General features: G+C 57.2%; 16 protein-coding genes. 12 read left to right on the top strand and 4 right to left on the bottom strand.

What is annotated here, in order from left to right:
• Nucleotides 1-157: 157 nt before the first annotated feature.
• From HF679_RS15095 to deoD, 7 genes are all read left to right on the top strand, one after another.
• Complete coding sequence (locus HF679_RS15095) at nt 158-1,231, top strand: patatin family protein (protein ID WP_174509084.1); 1,074 nt, start codon at nt 158-160, stop codon at nt 1,229-1,231.
• A complete protein-coding gene (locus tag HF679_RS15090) occupies nt 1,228-2,007 on the top strand; it encodes a TatD family hydrolase (protein ID WP_154144461.1) in 780 nt (259 codons plus the stop codon). Before HF679_RS15095 ends, HF679_RS15090 begins: the two co-directional genes overlap by 4 nt.
• Before the next feature lie 143 nt (nt 2,008-2,150).
• Nucleotides 2,151-3,428, top strand: coding sequence for a NupC/NupG family nucleoside CNT transporter (locus HF679_RS15085; protein ID WP_123757605.1), 1,278 nt, complete (start codon nt 2,151-2,153; stop codon nt 3,426-3,428).
• A gap of 442 nt (nt 3,429-3,870) precedes the next feature.
• The gene (gene deoC / locus HF679_RS15080; RefSeq protein WP_123757604.1) at nt 3,871-4,650 is read left to right on the top strand and encodes a deoxyribose-phosphate aldolase; all 780 of its coding nucleotides are present in this window, start codon (nt 3,871-3,873) and stop codon (nt 4,648-4,650) included.
• A gap of 56 nt (nt 4,651-4,706) precedes the next feature.
• Nucleotides 4,707-6,029, top strand: a complete 1,323-nt coding sequence (gene deoA, locus HF679_RS15075) for a thymidine phosphorylase (protein WP_187042176.1) — start codon at nt 4,707-4,709, stop codon at nt 6,027-6,029.
• 52 nt (nt 6,030-6,081) lie between these two features.
• The gene (deoB, locus tag HF679_RS15070) at nt 6,082-7,305 is read left to right on the top strand and encodes a phosphopentomutase (RefSeq protein WP_123757602.1); all 1,224 of its coding nucleotides are present in this window, start codon (nt 6,082-6,084) and stop codon (nt 7,303-7,305) included.
• 62 nt (nt 7,306-7,367) lie between these two features.
• The gene (deoD, locus tag HF679_RS15065) at nt 7,368-8,087 is read left to right on the top strand and encodes a purine-nucleoside phosphorylase (RefSeq protein ID WP_041143950.1); all 720 of its coding nucleotides are present in this window, start codon (nt 7,368-7,370) and stop codon (nt 8,085-8,087) included.
• A gap of 84 nt (nt 8,088-8,171) precedes the next feature.
• On the opposite strand, the gene lplA is transcribed toward deoD, so the two are convergent.
• Together lplA and HF679_RS15055 are read right to left on the bottom strand one after the other, a co-directional pair.
• Entirely contained in the window at nt 8,172-9,188 is a 1,017-nt protein-coding gene (gene lplA / locus HF679_RS15060; protein ID WP_154144465.1) for a lipoate--protein ligase LplA, read from the bottom strand.
• 11 nt (nt 9,189-9,199) lie between these two features.
• A complete protein-coding gene (locus HF679_RS15055) occupies nt 9,200-9,841 on the bottom strand; it encodes a YtjB family periplasmic protein (protein ID WP_123757600.1) in 642 nt (213 codons plus the stop codon).
• Between the two features lie 103 nt (nt 9,842-9,944).
• On the opposite strand from HF679_RS15055, the gene serB reads away from it, so the two are divergent.
• From serB to nadR, 3 genes are read left to right on the top strand one after another with little or no spacing between them, the layout of a single operon-like run.
• Complete coding sequence (gene serB / locus HF679_RS15050; RefSeq protein ID WP_123757599.1) at nt 9,945-10,916, top strand: phosphoserine phosphatase; 972 nt, start codon at nt 9,945-9,947, stop codon at nt 10,914-10,916.
• A gap of 10 nt (nt 10,917-10,926) precedes the next feature.
• Nucleotides 10,927-12,309, top strand: coding sequence for a DNA repair protein RadA (gene radA / locus HF679_RS15045; protein WP_123757598.1), 1,383 nt, complete (start codon nt 10,927-10,929; stop codon nt 12,307-12,309).
• A 56-nt stretch (nt 12,310-12,365) separates the two neighbouring features.
• Complete coding sequence (nadR, locus tag HF679_RS15040; RefSeq protein ID WP_123757597.1) at nt 12,366-13,604, top strand: multifunctional transcriptional regulator/nicotinamide-nucleotide adenylyltransferase/ribosylnicotinamide kinase NadR; 1,239 nt, start codon at nt 12,366-12,368, stop codon at nt 13,602-13,604.
• Between the two features lie 96 nt (nt 13,605-13,700).
• Here nadR and ettA read toward each other — a convergent pair whose 3' ends face one another.
• A complete protein-coding gene (gene ettA, locus HF679_RS15035) occupies nt 13,701-15,368 on the bottom strand; it encodes an energy-dependent translational throttle protein EttA (protein WP_123757596.1) in 1,668 nt (555 codons plus the stop codon).
• A 357-nt stretch (nt 15,369-15,725) separates the two neighbouring features.
• Here ettA and sltY point away from each other — a divergent pair, with 357 nt between their 5' ends.
• Both sltY and trpR read left to right on the top strand, forming a co-directional pair.
• Complete coding sequence (gene sltY / locus HF679_RS15030) at nt 15,726-17,663, top strand: murein transglycosylase (RefSeq protein WP_187042175.1); 1,938 nt, start codon at nt 15,726-15,728, stop codon at nt 17,661-17,663.
• 151 nt (nt 17,664-17,814) lie between these two features.
• The gene (gene trpR, locus HF679_RS15025) at nt 17,815-18,147 is read left to right on the top strand and encodes a trp operon repressor (RefSeq protein ID WP_123757594.1); all 333 of its coding nucleotides are present in this window, start codon (nt 17,815-17,817) and stop codon (nt 18,145-18,147) included.
• Here the strand turns inward: trpR and yjjX are convergent.
• Nucleotides 18,134-18,649 carry an inosine/xanthosine triphosphatase gene (gene yjjX / locus HF679_RS15020; RefSeq protein WP_123757593.1) on the bottom strand — a complete coding sequence of 172 codons (516 nt, stop codon included), beginning with the start codon at nt 18,647-18,649 and terminating at the stop codon, nt 18,134-18,136. The genes trpR and yjjX overlap by 14 nt on opposite strands.
• Nucleotides 18,650-18,859: the final 210 nt, after the last annotated feature.

The following is an 18,859-nucleotide window of genomic DNA, read 5'->3' as shown; positions in this document are numbered from 1 at the left end:
ATAAAGCCAGTCCTCAGGACTGGCTTTCGTGCTTTCTGGGGGGTAATAATTGAGAACTCCTGGCGATGATCGCAGGCCAGGCAGGTTGTCGCGCTGGCGGCTTGTAGCGTAGTGGATCATTTTTGCGCTTTTAGAATAAACAGAACAGGAAAGCAGGGTGGGGCATCGAATTCCCGTAACGCTTGGCAATATCACGCCGTTATCCGTAGAACCGTTTCGACCGGGCAAACTTGGCCTGGTGTGTGAGGGTGGCGGTCAGCGGGGTATTTTTACCGCCGGGGTGCTGGATGAGTTCATGCGCGCCGGGTTTAACCCCTTCGACATTATGCTGGGGACCTCCGCCGGGGCGCAGAACCTGTCGGCCTATATCTGCAACCAACAGGGCTATGCCCGCAAGGTGATCACGCGCTATACCACCGCCCGTGAGTTTTTCGATCCGATGCGTTTTGTGCGTGGCGGCAACCTGATTGACCTCGACTGGTTGCTGGAGGTGACGGCGCAGAAAATGCCGCTGGCGATGGATTACGCACTGGAGCGGTTCGCCCAGGGCAAGGAACTGTGGCTGTGTGCCTGTCGTGGCGATGATTACACGGCCAGCTACTTCTCCCCGACGCAAACCACCTGGCTCGATCTGATCCGCGCCTCGAGCGCGATTCCCGGTTTTTACCGTAGCGGCGTCACCCTGGACGGCATCAGCTATCTGGATGGCGGCGTCAGCGATCCTATCCCCGTTCAGGAAGCCGCCCGTCGCGGGGCGCAAACCATTGTGGTGATCCGCACGGTTCCCTCGCAGATGTACTACACCCCGCAATGGTTTAAACGAATGGAACGCTGGCTGGGAGAAAGCAGCCTGCAGCCGTTGGTGAATCTGGTGCAGCATCATGAAGCGACCTACCGTGCGACCCAACAGTTTATCGAGACGCCGCCGGGTAAGCTGCGGATCCTGGAAATCTTCCCGCCCAAACCGCTAAAAAGTATGGCTCTGGGCAGCCGGTTGCCGGCGCTGCGGGATGATTACAAGACCGGGCGCCAGTGCGGCCGCTATTTTCTGGCGACGGTGGGCAAACTGCTTGCCGACAGCCCGCCACTGGTGCGTCATCTGCCACGCGTCACCCAGCCGACGGCGGTGGTCGTGCCGCCAGCCGCGGTGGCCAACGATCCGCAGCCGGCTACTTTTATCGCCACCGAGCAGGCCAACGATGCCCGCTTCGATAACGAGGACCTGGCATGACGCTGCAGTTTATTGATACCCATTGCCATTTTGATTTTCCCCCTTTTAGCGGGAATGAAACTGACAGCATCGCCAGGGCGGCGCAATCAGGGGTCACGCGGATTATTGTTCCGGCCGTTGAGGCGGACCATTTCCCGCGCGTGCTGGCGCTGGCGGAGCAGCATACGGCGCTGTATGCCGCCGTTGGGCTGCACCCCATCGTCATTGAACGGCACGATGCGCAGAGCCTTGAACAGCTCGAAACCTGCCTGCAAGCGCGTCACCACAAGCTGGTGGCGGTGGGCGAAATCGGCCTCGATCTGTATCGTGAAGAGCCGCAGTTTGACCGCCAGGTACAGATCCTGGAAGCACAACTGCGGCTGGCGAAGCGTTACGATCTGCCGGTGATCCTTCATTCCCGTCGCACCCACGATAAGCTGGCGATGCTGCTGAAAAAACACGCTCTGCCGCGGACCGGGGTGGTCCACGGGTTTGCGGGCAGCCTGCAGCAGGCGGAACGTTTCGTGCAGTCCGGCTACAAAATCGGTGTTGGCGGGACCATTACCTATCCGCGTGCCAGTAAGACCCGGGAGGTGATGGCGCGGCTGCCGCTGTCGGCGCTGCTGCTGGAAACGGATGCCCCGGATATGCCGCTCAATGGTTTTCAGGGGGCGCCTAACCGCCCTGAACAGGCGGCACGGGTGTTTACCGTTCTGTGTGAGCTCCGCCGCGAGCCGCCAGAGGTCATCGCGCAGGCCTTGCTCGACAATACCACCGCGCTGTTTACCCTGGCGTAAATCCCTTTTGGTGATGCGAGTCTCATTCTTGCCTTTTTATCTCATTGTTTTGCTTTAAAACTGAGAGTTAAGGCAAGAAAGATAGTTTCATGCCGTTATAATCCTGTTTTTAGTGCTGAACTATCAATACACAGGGACTCTGTATGCAAATCATCATGGGACTTATCGGCATGGTAGTGCTGTTAGCTATTGCCGTGCTCCTCTCCAATAACCGAAAAGCGATTAACCTGCGCACCGTCTTTGGCGCCTGGATGATTCAGGTGGGGATCGGGGCGTTAGTGCTCTATGTTCCTGCCGGGCGCAAGGTGCTGCTGGCGATGTCCGAAGGCGTTGCCAACGTGATTGCCTATGGCAATGAAGGTATCGGCTTTATCTTCGGCGGCCTGGTCTCCGACAAGATGTTTGAAGTCTTTGGCGGCGGCGGGTTTGTCTTCGCGCTGCGCGTCCTGCCGGTTATCGTCTTTTTCTCCTCGCTGATTGCCGTGCTCTACTATCTGGGCATTATGCAGTTTGTTATCCGTATTCTTGGTGGCTCGCTGCGTGCGGTTTTAAAGACCTCGCGTACGGAATCCCTGTCCGCGACGGCGAATATCTTCGTCGGGCAGACAGAAGCGCCGCTGGTGGTCCGTCCCTATATCGCGACCATGACCCGCTCTGAACTCTTTGCGGTGATGTGCGGTGGTCTGGCGTCGGTGGCCGGTTCGGTGCTGGCCGGTTATGCCCAGATGGGCGTGCCGCTCGAGTATCTGATTGCCGCCTCCTTTATGGCGGCGCCGGGTGGCTTGCTGTTTGCCAAAATTATCGTGCCGGAAACCGAGACCCCAGACGACCGACCTTCCCGCGATAAAAACGTTGCGGATCCGGACGCTCCGGCAAACGTACTGGATGCGGCAGCATCCGGCGCGGCCTCCGGCATGCAGTTAGCCCTGAACGTCGGCGCCATGCTGCTGGCTTTCATCGCGCTGATTGCTCTGCTTAACGGTATTCTGTCCGGCGTCGGCGGCTGGTTTAATCATCCGGATCTGTCGCTGCAGATGATCCTCGGCTGGGTCTTCTCACCGCTGGCATGGGTGATTGGCGTGCCATGGCATGAGGCTAATGTCGCCGGTTCCTTTATCGGTCAGAAGCTGATTATTAACGAGTTTGTGGCCTACATGAACTTTGGCGAGTACCTGAAAGCCGATGCCGACGTTGCGGCGGCGGGCCTGCAGGTGATTTCGGCCCAGACCAAAGCCATCATCTCCTTTGCGCTGTGCGGGTTTGCCAACCTGTCGTCTATCGCGATTTTGATTGGCGGACTGGGCGGCATGGCGCCGAACCGTCGCCAGGAGATCGCGCAGCTTGGCTTGCGTGCCGTGGCTGCGGGTACGCTCTCTAATCTGATGAGCGCCACCATCGCCGGGGTGTTCCTCGCCCTGTAGTGAGGTTACCGGCATCGTGCCGGTAGCCGTACCGGCGGCAATGTGCCGCCGGACCCCCTTCTCTATGTGATAATTCCATCACGCGCGACTTTGAAATAAAATCGCTTACTTTCAATGGTTAAGTGTTTTTTAGGCGATTTACTATGCGACGAATGTTGGTTGCGGTCGAGATCTCTCACATCTTTATGTTATTATAATAACATCATCACGCGATGAGGAATTCTGGTTATGCTTAAAGCAGACTTAAAGAAAACCTGTCGCCCGCAGGAGAGATGCTGCGCTTGTTTAAGTGATGAATGTCACATTAAAGTAATGCAAATTCGCAATGAGTTTTCATTAACTGTGATGAATGTCGAAGTGTAACCGCGAGGCGATGTTACAATAGTAACAGACTCGCAAGGTGAACAAACCATTGAACGGCACTACGCCCTCGGAGTATGAAATGACCGATTTATCTGCAAGCAGCCTGCGCGCGTTGAAACTGATGGACCTGACTACGCTGAATGACGATGACACCAATGAAAAGGTGATCGCGCTGTGCCATCAGGCGAAAACGCCGGTAGGAAATACTGCCGCTATCTGTATCTATCCGCGCTTTATCCCGATTGCCCGTAAAACGCTGAACGAGCAGGGTACCCCGGACATCCGCATTGCGACGGTAACCAACTTCCCGCACGGTAACGATGATATCGATATCGCGCTGGCAGAAACCCGCGCGGCTATCGCCTACGGCGCGGACGAAGTCGACGTGGTCTTCCCGTATCGTGCGCTGATCGCCGGTAACGAGCAGATCGGGTTCGATCTGGTTAAAGCCTGTAAAGACGCTTGTGCAGCGGCGAACGTACTGCTGAAAGTGATCATCGAAACCGGTGAGCTGAAAGAAGAAGCGTTAATCCGCAAAGCCTCTGAAATTTCTATCAAAGCGGGTGCGGATTTCATCAAAACCTCTACCGGTAAAGTGCCGGTTAACGCCACGCCGGAAAGCGCACGCATCATGCTGGAAGTGATCCGCGATATGGGCGTTCAGAAAACCGTTGGTTTTAAACCTGCGGGCGGCGTGCGCAGCGCCGAAGACGCACAGCAGTTCCTGGCGATTGCCGACGAGCTGTTTGGTGCAGACTGGGCTGATTCTCGCCACTACCGTTTTGGCGCATCCAGCCTGTTGGCCAGCCTGTTGAAAGCGCTGGGCCACGGCGATGGTAAGAGCGCAAGCGCCTATTAATTCTCCTTTCGCGGCGGGTTTTCCGCCGCACTTAACCTGATTCCTCGGGGGGTACCGTGTTTCTCGCACAAGAAATTATTCGTAAAAAACGCGATGGTCACGCGCTGAGCGATGAAGAAATCCGTTTCTTTATCAACGGCATTCGTGATAACACCGTGTCGGAAGGGCAGATTGCCGCCCTGGCGATGACCATTTTCTTCCATGATATGAGCATGCCGGAACGCGTCTCGCTGACCATGGCGATGCGGGACTCCGGAACCGTCCTCGACTGGAAAAGCCTGAACCTGAACGGCCCGATTGTGGATAAACACTCCACCGGCGGCGTTGGTGACGTGACGTCACTGATGCTGGGCCCGATGGTGGCGGCGTGCGGCGGCTATGTGCCGATGATTTCCGGGCGTGGTCTGGGCCATACCGGGGGCACGCTCGACAAACTGGAAGCCATTCCTGGCTTCGATATCTTCCCGGATGACGCGCGTTTCCGCGACATTATTAAAGACGTTGGCGTTGCGATTATCGGGCAGACCAGCTCGCTGGCGCCGGCCGACAAACGTTTTTATGCCACCCGCGATATTACCGCGACGGTGGATTCTATCCCGCTCATCACCGCCTCTATTCTGGCGAAGAAACTGGCGGAAGGCCTGGATGCGCTGGTGATGGATGTGAAAGTCGGCAGCGGTGCGTTTATGCCGACCTATGAACTCTCTGCGGCGCTTGCCGAAGCGATCGTTGGCGTCTCCAACGGCGCCGGCGTGCGCACTACCGCGCTGTTGACCGATATGAATCAGGTGCTGGCATCCAGCGCCGGTAACGCGGTCGAAGTTCGCGAAGCGGTACAGTTCCTGACCGGTGAATACCGTAACCCGCGGCTGTTTGATGTGACCATGGCGCTGTGCGTCGAAATGCTGATCTCCGGCAAACTGGCCCGGGACGACGCCGACGCGCGGGCGAAACTGCAGGCGGTGCTGGACAACGGCAAGGCGGCAGAGGTCTTTGGCCGCATGGTTGCCGCCCAGAAAGGGCCGAACGATTTCGTTGAAAACTATGCGAAATACCTGCCAACCGCCATGCTGAGCAAAGCGGTCTACGCCGATGGCGAAGGGTTTGTGGCGGAAATGGACACCCGTGCGCTGGGAATGGCCGTGGTCTCGATGGGCGGCGGTCGTCGTCAGGCTTCTGACCTGATTGACTATAGCGTCGGCTTTACCGATATGGCTCGTCTGGGCGACAGCATCGACGGACAGCGACCGCTGGCGGTGATCCACGCGAAAGACGAAAGCAGCTGGCAGGAAGCAGCCAAAGCCGTAAAAGCGGCAATTAAACTGGACGATACGGCACCGAAAGAAACCCCGACGGTCTATCGCCGAATCACCGAATAGCGGTATACTGATCTGATCGCTTTTTTGCAGCGCAAAAGGTACGGAGAATAATATGAAACGTGCATTTATTATGGTGCTGGACTCTTTCGGCATCGGTGCGACTGAAGATGCCGCTCGCTTTGGCGACGTCGGCGCAGACACCCTGGGGCATATCGCTGAGGCGTGTGCGAAAGGGGAAGCAGACCATGGTCGTCAAGGCCCGCTGAATCTGCCAAACCTGACCCGTCTGGGTCTGGTGAAAGCCCATGAAGGCTCTACCGGTAAAATTGCTGCGGGTATGGACGGCAACGCCGAAGTCATCGGCGCGTACGGCTGGGCCCACGAGCTCTCATCCGGTAAAGATACCCCGTCAGGCCACTGGGAAATCGCCGGTGTGCCGGTACTGTTTGACTGGGGCTACTTCTCCGATCACGAAAACAGCTTCCCGCAGGAGCTGCTGGACAAGCTGGTTAAGCGTGCCAATCTGCCAGGCTACCTCGGCAACTGCCACTCCTCGGGCACCGTGATTCTCGATCAACTGGGCGAAGAGCATATGAAAACCGGCAAGCCGATTTTCTATACTTCTGCTGACTCGGTGTTCCAGATCGCCTGCCATGAAGAGACCTACGGCCTCGATAAGCTGTATGAGCTGTGCGAAATTGCCCGTGAAGAGCTGACCGAAGGCGGTTACAACATCGGCCGCGTTATTGCGCGTCCGTTTATCGGCGACAAAGCCGGTAACTTCCAGCGTACCGGTAACCGTCATGACCTGGCGGTGGAACCACCGGCGGCGACGGTGCTGCAGAAACTGGTGGACGAGAAAGACGGCCACGTGGTGTCGGTCGGGAAAATCGCCGATATCTACGCCAACTGCGGGATCACTAAAAAAGTGAAAGCAACGGGCCTGGATGCGCTGTTTGACGCCACCATCACCGAGATGAAAGAAGCCGGTGATAAGACTATCGTCTTCACCAACTTTGTTGATTTCGACTCTTCCTGGGGCCACCGTCGCGATATCGCCGGTTATGCTGCGGGTCTGGAGCTCTTCGACCGCCGTCTGCCGGAGCTGATGGCGCTGGTGGGCGAAGACGATCTGCTGATCCTGACCGCCGACCACGGCTGCGACCCGAGCTGGCAGGGTACCGACCACACCCGCGAACATATTCCGGTGCTGGTGTACGGCCCGAAAGTGAAAGCCGGTTCCCTGGGCCACCGCGAAACCTTCGCGGATATCGGTCAGACCCTGGCAAAATACTTTGGTACTTCTGACATGGAATATGGCAAAGCCATGTTCTGAGGTCATTGCCGGGTGGCGACAGCGCCACCCGGCACAAAAATTCAAATTAAAAGGAACTGAAGATGGCAACTCCACATATTAACGCCGAGATGGGTGATTTCGCTGACGTCGTGCTGATGCCGGGCGACCCGCTGCGTGCGAAGCACATCGCGGAAACCTTCCTTGAAGACGTGCGTGAAGTGAACAACGTGCGCGGCATGCTGGGCTTCACCGGTACCTACAAGGGCCGCAAAATCTCCGTCATGGGTCACGGTATGGGTATCCCGTCCTGCTCCATCTACACCAAAGAGCTGATCACCGATTTCGGCGTGAAGAAGATTATTCGTGTGGGTTCCTGCGGCGCGGTACGTGCTGATGTGAAACTGCGTGATGTCGTTATCGGGATGGGCGCGTGCACCGACTCTAAAGTCAACCGCCTGCGCTTTAAAGACCATGATTTTGCTGCAATTGCCGATTTTGGCATGGTGCGCAACGCTGTTGATGCGGCAAAAGCACTGGGCGTAGACGCGCGCGTGGGGAACATTTTCTCCGCCGATCTGTTCTACACGCCGGATCCGTCAATGTTCGACGTGATGGAAAAATACGGCATCCTGGGTGTGGAAATGGAAGCTGCCGGGATCTACGGCGTGGCGGCAGAGTTCGGTGCGAAAGCGCTGACCATCTGTACCGTTTCCGATCATATCCGTACCCACGAGCAGACCACCGCTGCCGAGCGTCAGACCACCTTCAACGATATGATCAAAATCGCGCTGGAATCCGTTCTGCTGGGCGATCAAGAGTAATCGTATCTCGTCCCTCTCCGTGGGGGAGGGACGCTGTTTCCCGCGGCGCGCCTGGCGCGGTCGCGGGAACGTCACCTGCCAGTACTACCGCACCGCCCCCGCGATCCATGTGGCCAGCTCACTCAACTCTTTTTCCTGCTCCGGGAAGGTGTCCCGCAACGTCTCGCAGGTTTGTTGCAATACCTCAGCCCGATACGCGCAGCCTTGTAATCGCTCAGCCAGCGCCTCCAGCGGTGCCGGATTCAGGCTATCGGTAAAGACCTGAGCTCGGGTGATATGCCCCTTCTCGACGTCAAAATGCAGCTCGACGCCGCCCCAGCTAAAGCGCTCATCCAGCAGGTGTGAAAAGGCCGGTGCCTGGCCAAAATTCCATGCCCAGCTGCTCTGGCGCGCGAAGGTATCGGCAAAATTCGGCAGATCCGGGGTCTTATCCGGTGAAATGACTTCGGCGGCGACGCGTTCGCCGTAGTGATCGAAAAAGGCCTCTTCAATTGCGGTACACACCTGCTGGTGAGTGACGCCCGGCAGCAGTTCGACCAGGTTTGCCACCCGGCCGCGAACCGAGGTAATGCCTTTCGCCTGAAGCTTTTTCTTGTCCGGATTGAGGTAATTTGCCAGACGGCTCAAATCGGCATTCAACAGTAGCGTGCCGTGGTGAAAGCCGCGGTCACTGGTTTCGCGGTAGGCGGAGCCAGAAACTTTGCGATCGCCTTCGGCCGTTTTCACCACCAGGTCGTTGCGCCCGGACGCTTCTGCTGTAACGCCCAACGCGTTAAGCGCGGCCAGCACAATCCGGGTGGAGACGGTTTTGTCGTACTCCGGTTTACCGGCCATAAAGGTAAAGCAGGTATTGCCCAGGTCGTGGAATACCGCGCCGCCGCCGCTGCTGCGACGGGCCAGGCGCACGTTATCCTCTTCCATACGACGGGTGTTGCACTCTTTCCACGGGTTTTGCGCCCGCCCAATCACCACCGTGTCGGCGTTGCGCCACAGGAACAGCACCCGTTGAGTGGCGGGCATCTGGCGGAAGATGCACTCCTCGACCGCGAGGTTAAACCACGGATCGGTGGAGTCTGAGAGCAGCAAGCGGAGCGTCGACATCAGCGATTTCCTTATTCTGATTCATCTTTGTCTTCGTCCTGCACCGGTTTATTCGCGGTCAGCAGGAAGGGGGATTGTTGCCAGCGGGTGCGTTTACCCTGCAGCAGGGTACGAGTCAGCACCACGCCGATAGCCAGCGATAGCAGGAGCATCAGGCGTAAAATGTTGGTGGTATTATCCACCTGTTTTGCCTCGGTCGCTAAGGTATGGGTGTCCAGTGTCAGGCGCAGGTAGCCGAGCGGGCCGTTTTTACCTTCAATTGGCTCCACGATTTGCTGATTGAAGTAGCCGCCCGCTTTTTTGCCATCCAGCGCCAGCCGGTCGCGGACATTAACCCCTTCGCCCGAGCGGGCAACCAGATCGCCCTGATCGTCATAGACCCCGGCATCGAGGATCCGGCTCTGGCGAGTGAGCTGCTCCAGCAGCTGGCCGATGCGCTTTTCATCAGGCGTTTCGCTACGCATCATCGGGGCCAGATTCAGAGTAACCTGCTGCGCAAGGGTGCGAGCCAGTTCTTCTAACTGTGGATTACGTTGCTTTTGGCTGTTCTGGCTGAACCACGACGCGCCCTGCATCAGAGCAACGAGCAGCGCGAGACAGATAAGAACAATGACCGCGCGATGCAGTCGGAATTTCAGTTTTGCGCGTACCATATTCCACCTTTAATATTTACAGCTTAATGTTGCCAGAAGCGCTGGTTACAAGGTAGCCTCATGCGTTATTTTCCTGGCTTGAATAAAGAAATGTGGAGCCGTAATGCCAAACAGTTTGACCTGGTGCGATCTGCCCGAAGATGTTTCCCTGTGGCCTGGATTACCGCTTTCGCTGAGCGGTGATGAGGTCATGCCGCTGGATTATCACGCCGGACGTAGCGGCTGGCTGCTGTACGGACGCGGCCTGGATAAACGCCGTCTGACGGACTGGCAGCGTGAACTGGGGGCGGCGTTGGTGATTGTGGCTTCCTGGGCGGTCGACGACTATCAGGTGATTCGTCTGGCGGGCTCCCTGACGCAGCGGGCAACCCGGCTGGCTCACGATGCGGGGCTGGATGTCGCGCCGTTAGGCAAAATCCCTCATCTGCGCACTCCGGGGCTGCTGGTGATGGACATGGACTCAACGGCGATTCAGATCGAGTGTATCGACGAAATCGCTAAGCTGGCCGGCACCGGCGAACTGGTGTCGGAAGTGACCGAGCGCGCGATGCGCGGCGAGCTGGACTTCACCGCCAGCCTGCGCCAGCGCGTAGCGACGCTGAAAGATGCCGATGCCGGTATTCTGCTGCAGGTCCGTGAGTCGCTGCCGCTGATGCCGGGCCTGACCCAACTGGTGCTGAAGCTCGAAACGTTGGGCTGGAAGGTGGCGATTGCCTCCGGCGGCTTCACCTTCTTTGCCGAATACCTGCGCGATAAGCTGCATCTTGATACCGTGGTCGCCAACGAACTGGAGATCATGGACGGCAAGCTGACCGGCAACGTCATCGGCGATATCGTCGATGCGAAATACAAAGCCGCGACCCTGAAGAAGCTGGCGGAAAAATATGAAATCCAGCCTACGCAAACCGTGGCAATTGGCGATGGCGCCAACGATCTGCCGATGATCAAGGCGGCGGGGCTGGGGATCGCCTATCATGCCAAGCCAAAAGTGAACGAACAGTCGGAAGTGACCATTCGTCACGCCGATCTGATGGGGGTCTTCTGTATCCTCTCGGGCAGCATGAATCAAAAGTAAGAGGTAACACGTGGCGAAAGCTCCAAAACGCGCATTTGTCTGTAATGAATGTGGTGCGGATTACCCGCGCTGGCAGGGGCAGTGCAGCGCCTGCCAGGCCTGGAATACCATCACCGAGATGCGCATTGCCGCTTCGCCGCAGGTGGCGAGAAACGAGCGTCTGACGGGCTACGCCGGGAATGCCGGCGTGTCGAAAGTGCAAAAACTGTCGGAGATCAGCCTCGAGGCGCTCCCGCGTTTCTCCACCGGCTTTAAAGAGTTCGACCGCGTGCTGGGCGGCGGCGTGGTGCCAGGCAGCGCGATTCTGATTGGCGGCAGCCCCGGCGCCGGTAAATCAACGCTGCTGCTGCAGACGCTGTGCCGGCTGTCTGAAAATATGAAAACGCTGTATGTCACCGGGGAAGAGTCGCTGCAGCAGGTGGCGATGCGAGCGCATCGTCTGGGGCTGCCGACGGCCAATCTCAACATGCTCTCGGAAACCAGCATCGAGCAAATCTGCCAGATAGCCGATGACGAAAAGCCGCAGCTGATGGTGATCGACTCGATCCAGGTGATGCATATGGCTGACGTACAGTCGTCGCCGGGCAGCGTCGCTCAGGTGCGTGAAACCGCCGCCTATCTGACCCGGTTCGCCAAAACCCGCGACGTGGCGATTATCATGGTTGGCCATGTGACCAAAGACGGCTCGCTGGCCGGGCCGAAGGTGCTGGAGCACTGTATCGACTGTTCGGTGCTGCTGGATGGCGACGCCGACTCACGCTTTCGTACCTTACGCAGCCATAAAAACCGTTTTGGCGCGGTGAATGAGCTAGGCGTCTTCGCGATGACCGAGCAGGGGCTGCGTGAAATCAGCAACCCGTCGGCGATTTTCCTTAGCCGGGGCGATGAAGTCACTTCCGGCAGCTCGGTGATGGTGGTCTGGGAAGGCACCCGTCCGCTGCTGGTGGAGATCCAGGCGCTGGTCGATCACTCGATGATGTCAAACCCGCGCCGCGTGGCAGTGGGGCTGGAGCAGAACCGTCTCGCGATTTTGCTGGCGGTACTGCATCGCCACGGCGGCCTGCAGATGGCCGACCAGGACGTGTTTGTTAACGTCGTCGGCGGGGTGAAAGTGGCAGAAACCAGCGCCGACCTGGCCTTGCTGCTGGCGATGGTCTCCAGCCTGCGCGATCGCCCGTTGCCGCAGGATCTGGTAGTCTTCGGTGAAGTGGGGTTATCAGGTGAGATCCGTCCGGTGCCGAGCGGCCAGGAGCGGATTTCCGAAGCGGCAAAACACGGTTTTCGCCGCGCGATTGTTCCGGCAGCCAACGTGCCGAAAAAAGCACCAGAAGGGATGCAAATCTTTGGTGTGAAAAAGCTTTCAGACGCACTAAGTGTGTTTGACGACTTATAATTAAATACCCGTCGCCCCGGGTATTTTCTTTATTTTTGCTAAAGCAGGAGGCTCTTGTGTCATCGTTCGACTATCTCAAAACCGCCATAAAGCAGAAGGGCTGTACACTGCAGCAGGTTGCGGAAGCCAGCGGAATGACCAAAGGCTATTTGAGCCAATTGCTGAATGCCAAGATCAAAAGCCCCAGCGCGCAGAAGCTGGAAGCGCTGCACCGTTTTCTGGGGCTTGAATTCCCGCGCCGGCAAAAGAGCGTAGGCGTGGTGTTTGGCAAATTTTATCCGCTGCACACCGGGCATATCTATCTTATCCAGCGCGCCTGTAGCCAGGTGGATGAACTGCATATCATCATGGGCTACGACGATCCCCGTGACCGCGAGCTGTTTGAAAAGAGTGCGATGTCGCAGCAGCCGACCGTGCCTGATCGTTTGCGCTGGCTGCTGCAGACCTTTAAATATCAAAAAAACATTCGTATCCACGCCTTCAATGAAGAGGGGATGGAGCCTTATCCGCACGGCTGGGACGTCTGGAGCCATGGGATCCGCGCCTTTATGGATGAAAAAGGCATTGAGCCCAACTGGATCTATACCTCGGAGGAGGGCGATGCGGCGCAGTATCTCGAGCATCTGGGAATTGAAACCGTCTTGATCGATCCGAAACGTACCTTTATGAGCATCAGCGGCGGGCAGATTCGTGAAAACCCCTTCCGCTATTGGGAATATATCCCGACGGAAGTGAAGCCGTTCTTTGTGCGCACGGTGGCGATCCTCGGCGGCGAATCGAGCGGCAAATCGACGCTGGTGAACAAGCTCGCCAACATCTTCAATACCACCAGCGCCTGGGAATATGGCCGCGACTATGTGTTTTCGCATCTTGGCGGCGATGAGATGGCGCTACAGTATTCTGACTATGACAAAATCGCACTGGGCCATGCGCAGTATATTGATTTTGCAGTAAAATATGCCAATAAAGTGGCGTTTATCGATACGGATTTTGTCAGTACTCAGGCGTTTTGTCTGAAGTATGAAGGGCGCGAGCATCCTTTTGTTCAGGCGCTGATCGACGAGTACCGCTTCGACCTGGTGATTCTGCTGGAGAACAACACCCCGTGGGTGGCCGATGGCCTGCGCAGTCTGGGGAGCTCGGTGGATCGCAAAGAGTTCCAGACGCTGTTGATATCGTTGCTTAAAGAGAATGAGATCGACTTCGTGCATGTGAAGGAGTCGGACTACGATGCGCGCTTCCTGTGCTGTGTCGATCTGGTGAAGCAGCTAATGGGTGAACCGCTCGCCATGTAGCCCGGATAAGGCGCTGACGCTACTATCCTGAACGGGGCGACGTGAGCCGCTTGTCGGGGTGAAAAAAAAACGGGTGGCATTTGCCACCCGTTTTTATTACTTCGCGATACGCTTGTACTTGATTCGCTTTGGCTCCAGCGCATCGGCGCCGAGAGTGCGTTTCTTGTACTCTTCGTATTCGGTAAAGTTACCTTCGAAGAACTCGACTTTACCTTCATCCTGGTAATCCAGAATGTGGGTCGCGATACGGTCGAGGAACCAACGGTCGTGCGAGATAACCATGGCACAGCCCGGGAATTCCAGCAGGGCGTTTTCTAACGCGCGCAGGGTTTCGATATCCAGGTCGTTGGTCGGTTCATCGAGCAGCAGCACGTTGCCGCCAACCTGCAGCAGCTTCGCGAGGTGCAGACGACCGCGCTCACCACCGGAGAGTTCGCCCACGCGTTTACCCTGATCGACGCCCTTAAAGTTAAAGCGACCGACGTAGGCGCGGCTTGGCATCTCGGTGTTGCCAATCTTCATGATATCCAGACCGCCGGAGACTTCTTCCCACACGGTTTTGCTGTTATCCATCGCATCACGGAACTGATCGACGGACGCCAGCTTCACGGTTTCACCGAGGGTGATAGCACCGGCATCAGGCTGTTCCTGACCGGACATCATGCGGAACAGCGTGGATTTACCGGCGCCGTTCGGCCCGATAATCCCGACAATCGCGCCCTTCGGTACTGAGAAGGTCAGATCGTCAATCAGCACGCGGTCGCCGTAAGACTTACGCAGGTTGCTGACTTCAACGACTTTATCCCCCAGACGGGCTCCCGGCGGAATAAACAGTTCGTTGGTTTCGTTACGCTTCTGGTATTCCACGTTGTTAAGCTCTTCAAAGCGCGCCAGACGGGCTTTGCCCTTCGACTGACGGCCTTTCGCGCCCTGGCGTACCCACTCCAGCTCTTTCTCAATGGATTTACGGCGGGCCGCTTCCTGAGAGGCTTCCTGAGCCAGACGCTGATCTTTCTGCTCCAGCCAGGAGGAGTAGTTGCCTTCCCATGGAATGCCTTCGCCGCGGTCCAGCTCGAGGATCCAGCCGGCGACGTTGTCGAGGAAGTAACGGTCGTGGGTAATCGCCACTACGGTCCCTTCGAAGTCGTGCAGGAAGCGTTCCAGCCAGGCCACGGATTCGGCATCCAGGTGGTTGGTCGGTTCGTCGAGCAGCAGCATGTCTGGTTTTTCCAGCAGCAGGCGGCACAGCGCCACGCGGCGGCGTTCACCACCTGACAGGGTCGCGATTTTCGCATCCCAGTCCGGCAGACGCAGGGCATCGGCCGCACGCTCCAGCTGAACGTTCAGGTTATGGCCATCGTGAGCCTGAATGATCTCTTCAAACTTGCCCTGTTGCGCGGCGAGTTTATCGAAATCGGCATCTGGCTCAGCATACTTCGCGTACACCTCATCCAGCCCTTTCAGCGCGTTAACCACTTCGGCGACCGCTTCTTCCACGGACTCACGAACGGTTTGCTCCGGGTTCAGCTGCGGCTCCTGCGGCAGATAGCCAATTTTCAGGCCAGGCTGCGGGCGGGCTTCACCTTCGATATCGGTATCGATGCCGGCCATAATGCGTAGCAGGGTAGACTTACCTGCACCGTTCAGACCGAGAACACCGATCTTCGCGCCAGGGAAGAAGCTCAGAGAGATATTTTTCAAAATATGACGTTTCGGCGGAACCACTTTGCCGACACGATGCATGGTATAAACGAATTGAGCCACGTTGGACTTCGCCTCTTTTATATACTCGTTATCCTTCAGGCTGCCTCGGTGTTGGCGACATCTGAAACGCCGGTCACATAGTGAGCTATGCTCCCTGGGAATTCCTGTGTTGCCGCCCTGATGCAGTCAGAATGATGTTGAGTAGAGTAGTGAATAGTTTTCAAAGGCGAAGTGTAGCCTTTTTCGCACGGTAATCCCAGAGAGGCGATAGGATTCACAGAAGCGTAAAAAAATGTCCAGGACGTGGCACGTTTGGCGTTGTCTGGTTAGCATATCTATATGCGACACTGGGATATTTTACACGCGGCACGATGCTGCTCTGATGTAAACAGATGTACTTAAATAGGGGAAGAGCTTGTGGAAAAAGCCAAAACAATGGCATGGCGTCTTCTGGCGGCCAGCATCAGTCTGCTGACGTTCAGTCAACTGGTGCATGCGGATTCACTGGATGAACAGCGCAACCGCTATGCTCAAATTAAACAGGCGTGGGACAGCCGGCAGATGTCCGTTGTCGAACAGCTGATGCCTACGCTGGCGAGCTATCCGCTATACCCTTATCTGCAATACCGGCAGATAACGGACGATTTGATGAACCAGCCGACGCTGGTGGTGAAAAACTTTATTGAGGCGAACCCGACGCTGCCGCCGGCTCGCTCGCTGAAATCACGCTTCGTTAATGAACTGGCACGCCGCGCCGACTGGAACGGCCTGCTGGCATTCAGTCCCGATAAACCAACCAGCACCGAAGCGCAGTGTAATTACTACTACGCGAAGCTGAGCGTCGGCCAGACGCAGGAAGCCTGGGATGGCGCGAAAACGCTGTGGCTGACCGGTAAAAGCCAACCTAACGCCTGTGACGCGCTGTTTAGCGCCTGGCGTTCCTCCGGGAAGCAGGATCCGCTGGCGTACCTCGAACGTATCCGTCTGGCCATGAAGGCCGGCAATACCGCCCTGGTGAGGGTACTGGCGCAGCAGATGCCGCCGGAATACCAGACCATTTCCTCCGCGGTTGTTGCGCTGGCAAACGATCCCAATACGGTGATGACCTTTGCCCGCACCACCGGAGCGACGGACTTCACCCGCCAGATGGCAGCGGTGGCCTTTGCCAGCGTGGCCCGTCAGGATGCTGAAAACGCCCGCCTGATGATCCCGTCGTTGGTGCAGGCGCAGCAGCTTAATGACGATCAAACCCAGGAGCTGCGGGATATCGTCGCCTGGCGTCTGATGGGCAACGATGTTACCGAAGAGCAGGCTATCTGGCGCGATGATGCCATTATGCGCTCGCAGTCCACTTCGCTGGTGGAGCGTCGGGTGCGAATGGCGCTGGGGGCCGGGGATCGTCATGGATTAAACACCTGGCTGGCCCGCTTGCCGATGGATGCGAAAGAGAAAGATGAGTGGCGTTACTGGCAGGCGGATCTGCTGATGGAGCGCGGGCGCGACGACGAGGCCAAAGCGATCCTTCATTCATTGATGCAGCAGCGCGGTTTCTACCCGATGATTGCCGCCCAGCGTCTGGGAGAGGATTTCACCTTCCGCATCGATAAAGCCCCGGCGAATCTCGACTCCGCACTGACATCCGGACCGGAAATGGCCAGGGTACGTGAGCTGATGTACTGGAATATGGACAACACCGCGCGTAGCGAGTGGGCGAACCTGGTGACCAGCCGGACCAAAGATCAGCAGGCGCAGCTGGCGCGCTACGCGTTCAATCAGCACTGGTGGGATCTCAGCGTTCAGGCGACGATCGCCGGGAAGCTGTGGGATCAACTGGAAGAGCGCTTCCCGTTGGCCTACAACGATCTGTTCTCTCGTTATGTCAGCGGCAAAGATATTCCCCAAAGCTATGCGATGGCGATCGCTCGCCAGGAGAGCGCGTGGAATCCGAAAGTCCGTTCACCGGTTGGTGCCAGCGGCCTGATGCAAATCATGCCGGGAACGGCGACCCATACGGTCAGTATGTTCAACATCCCTGGCTACAGCAGCCCGTCGCAGCTGTTGGATCCGGAAACCAATATCAATATTGGTACCAGCTATCTGCAATATGTTTACAAGCAGTTCGGGAATAACCGTATCTACGCTTCCGCGGCCTACAACGCCGGTCCGGGAAGAGTACGCACCTGGCAGGGCAACAGCGCCGGGCGCATTGATGCGGTGGCGTTTGTCGAGAGCATTCCGTTCTCGGAAACCCGTGGCTACGTGAAGAACGTGCTGTCCTACGATGCCTACTACCGTTACTTCATGGGGCAAACGGCCCCGATGCTGAGCGACGCGGAGTGGAAGCAGCGCTACTGATACGCTGAGGTTTCGCGTCATGTACCCGGCCTGCCGCCGGTGGATGGCGCGAAATCCATAGAGTATTGAGCGGAGTATGTTATGCTTTGTACTCGTTAGTGAGTACACCGACAGGCGGCCATGGCCGCCTGTTCCAACAAGGCGGCGTAACATGACCCAACAATCCCCTTATTCAACGGCTGTGGCCGAACAGCGTCATCAGGAATGGCTGCGCTTCGTCGCCCTGCTTCAGCAGGCCTACAGCGACGATCTGCATCTGCCTTTACTGCAGTTGATGCTGACCCCGGACGAGCGTGAAGCGCTGGGCACTCGCGTGCGCATCATTGAAGAGCTGCTGCGTGGAGAAATGAGCCAGCGGGAGCTGAAAAGCGAACTTGGCGCCGGGATTGCCACCATTACACGTGGTTCTAACAGCTTAAAATCCGCTCCACCCGAGCTGCGACAGTGGCTGGAGCAGGCGCTGCTGAACGCTAGCGGTAAATAAGGTTATGGAACGGGCTGAGCGCCAGCACCACCGCCTGGTGATAGACGCTGCTGCGGGTGAGTTTACCCGCGGTAAAGACGCCGATAGCCCCTTCTTTACGGCCAATCTCATCAATGCCGGTTTGCTGCGACATCACCGGTCCTAGCGCTTCGCCAGCGCGCACTTTTTCCAGAATAACGGCGGGTAAGGGCAACGTTGCCGATCGCGCTTCCCCGCGCTGATGACGATCCTCAATAACGACCCAGCTGAACGTGCTGCCATCATCGATCCCGGCTTCAATCGCCACCCAGTAGTCAGCATTCGGCTGCGCTGTTCGGGCATTGGCGACCCTGTTTCGTGCGCCAGCGCGCGTTTCCTCATTGCCAAGGGGCTGTTCGGGCACGCCGCTCTCGACGGAGACGGACTCAATGTGGCAGGATCCTTCGCCGAAGATCTCGTTAAAAGCCTGTTGAATTGCGCGAATTTTGGCGGGATTAGTGGTAGCTGAGACAACATGGTGCATAATCAAACGACTCAGAATAAATTTACGTCGTCGTAGTATATACCCTAAATAATTCAAGTTACATAAAGGCGGCAAGGCCGCAAATTTCCAGCAGCTTACACCGCTAAGTGACTGGGGGCGCGGGCGCAGCCAACACCTATGTCGCTTGAAGTATGACGGGTATACTCCAAATCGTTTTCGTTGCAGCGCGAGAGACCTGCAGCCGAAATT

This window comes from Enterobacter sp. JUb54 (genome assembly GCF_014298075.1).
Taxonomy (GTDB): Bacteria; Pseudomonadota; Gammaproteobacteria; order Enterobacterales; family Enterobacteriaceae; genus Klebsiella; species Klebsiella lignicola.
The sequence above is the reverse complement of the archived record's forward strand: the minus strand, read 5'-3'. Positions and strand labels throughout refer to the sequence as shown.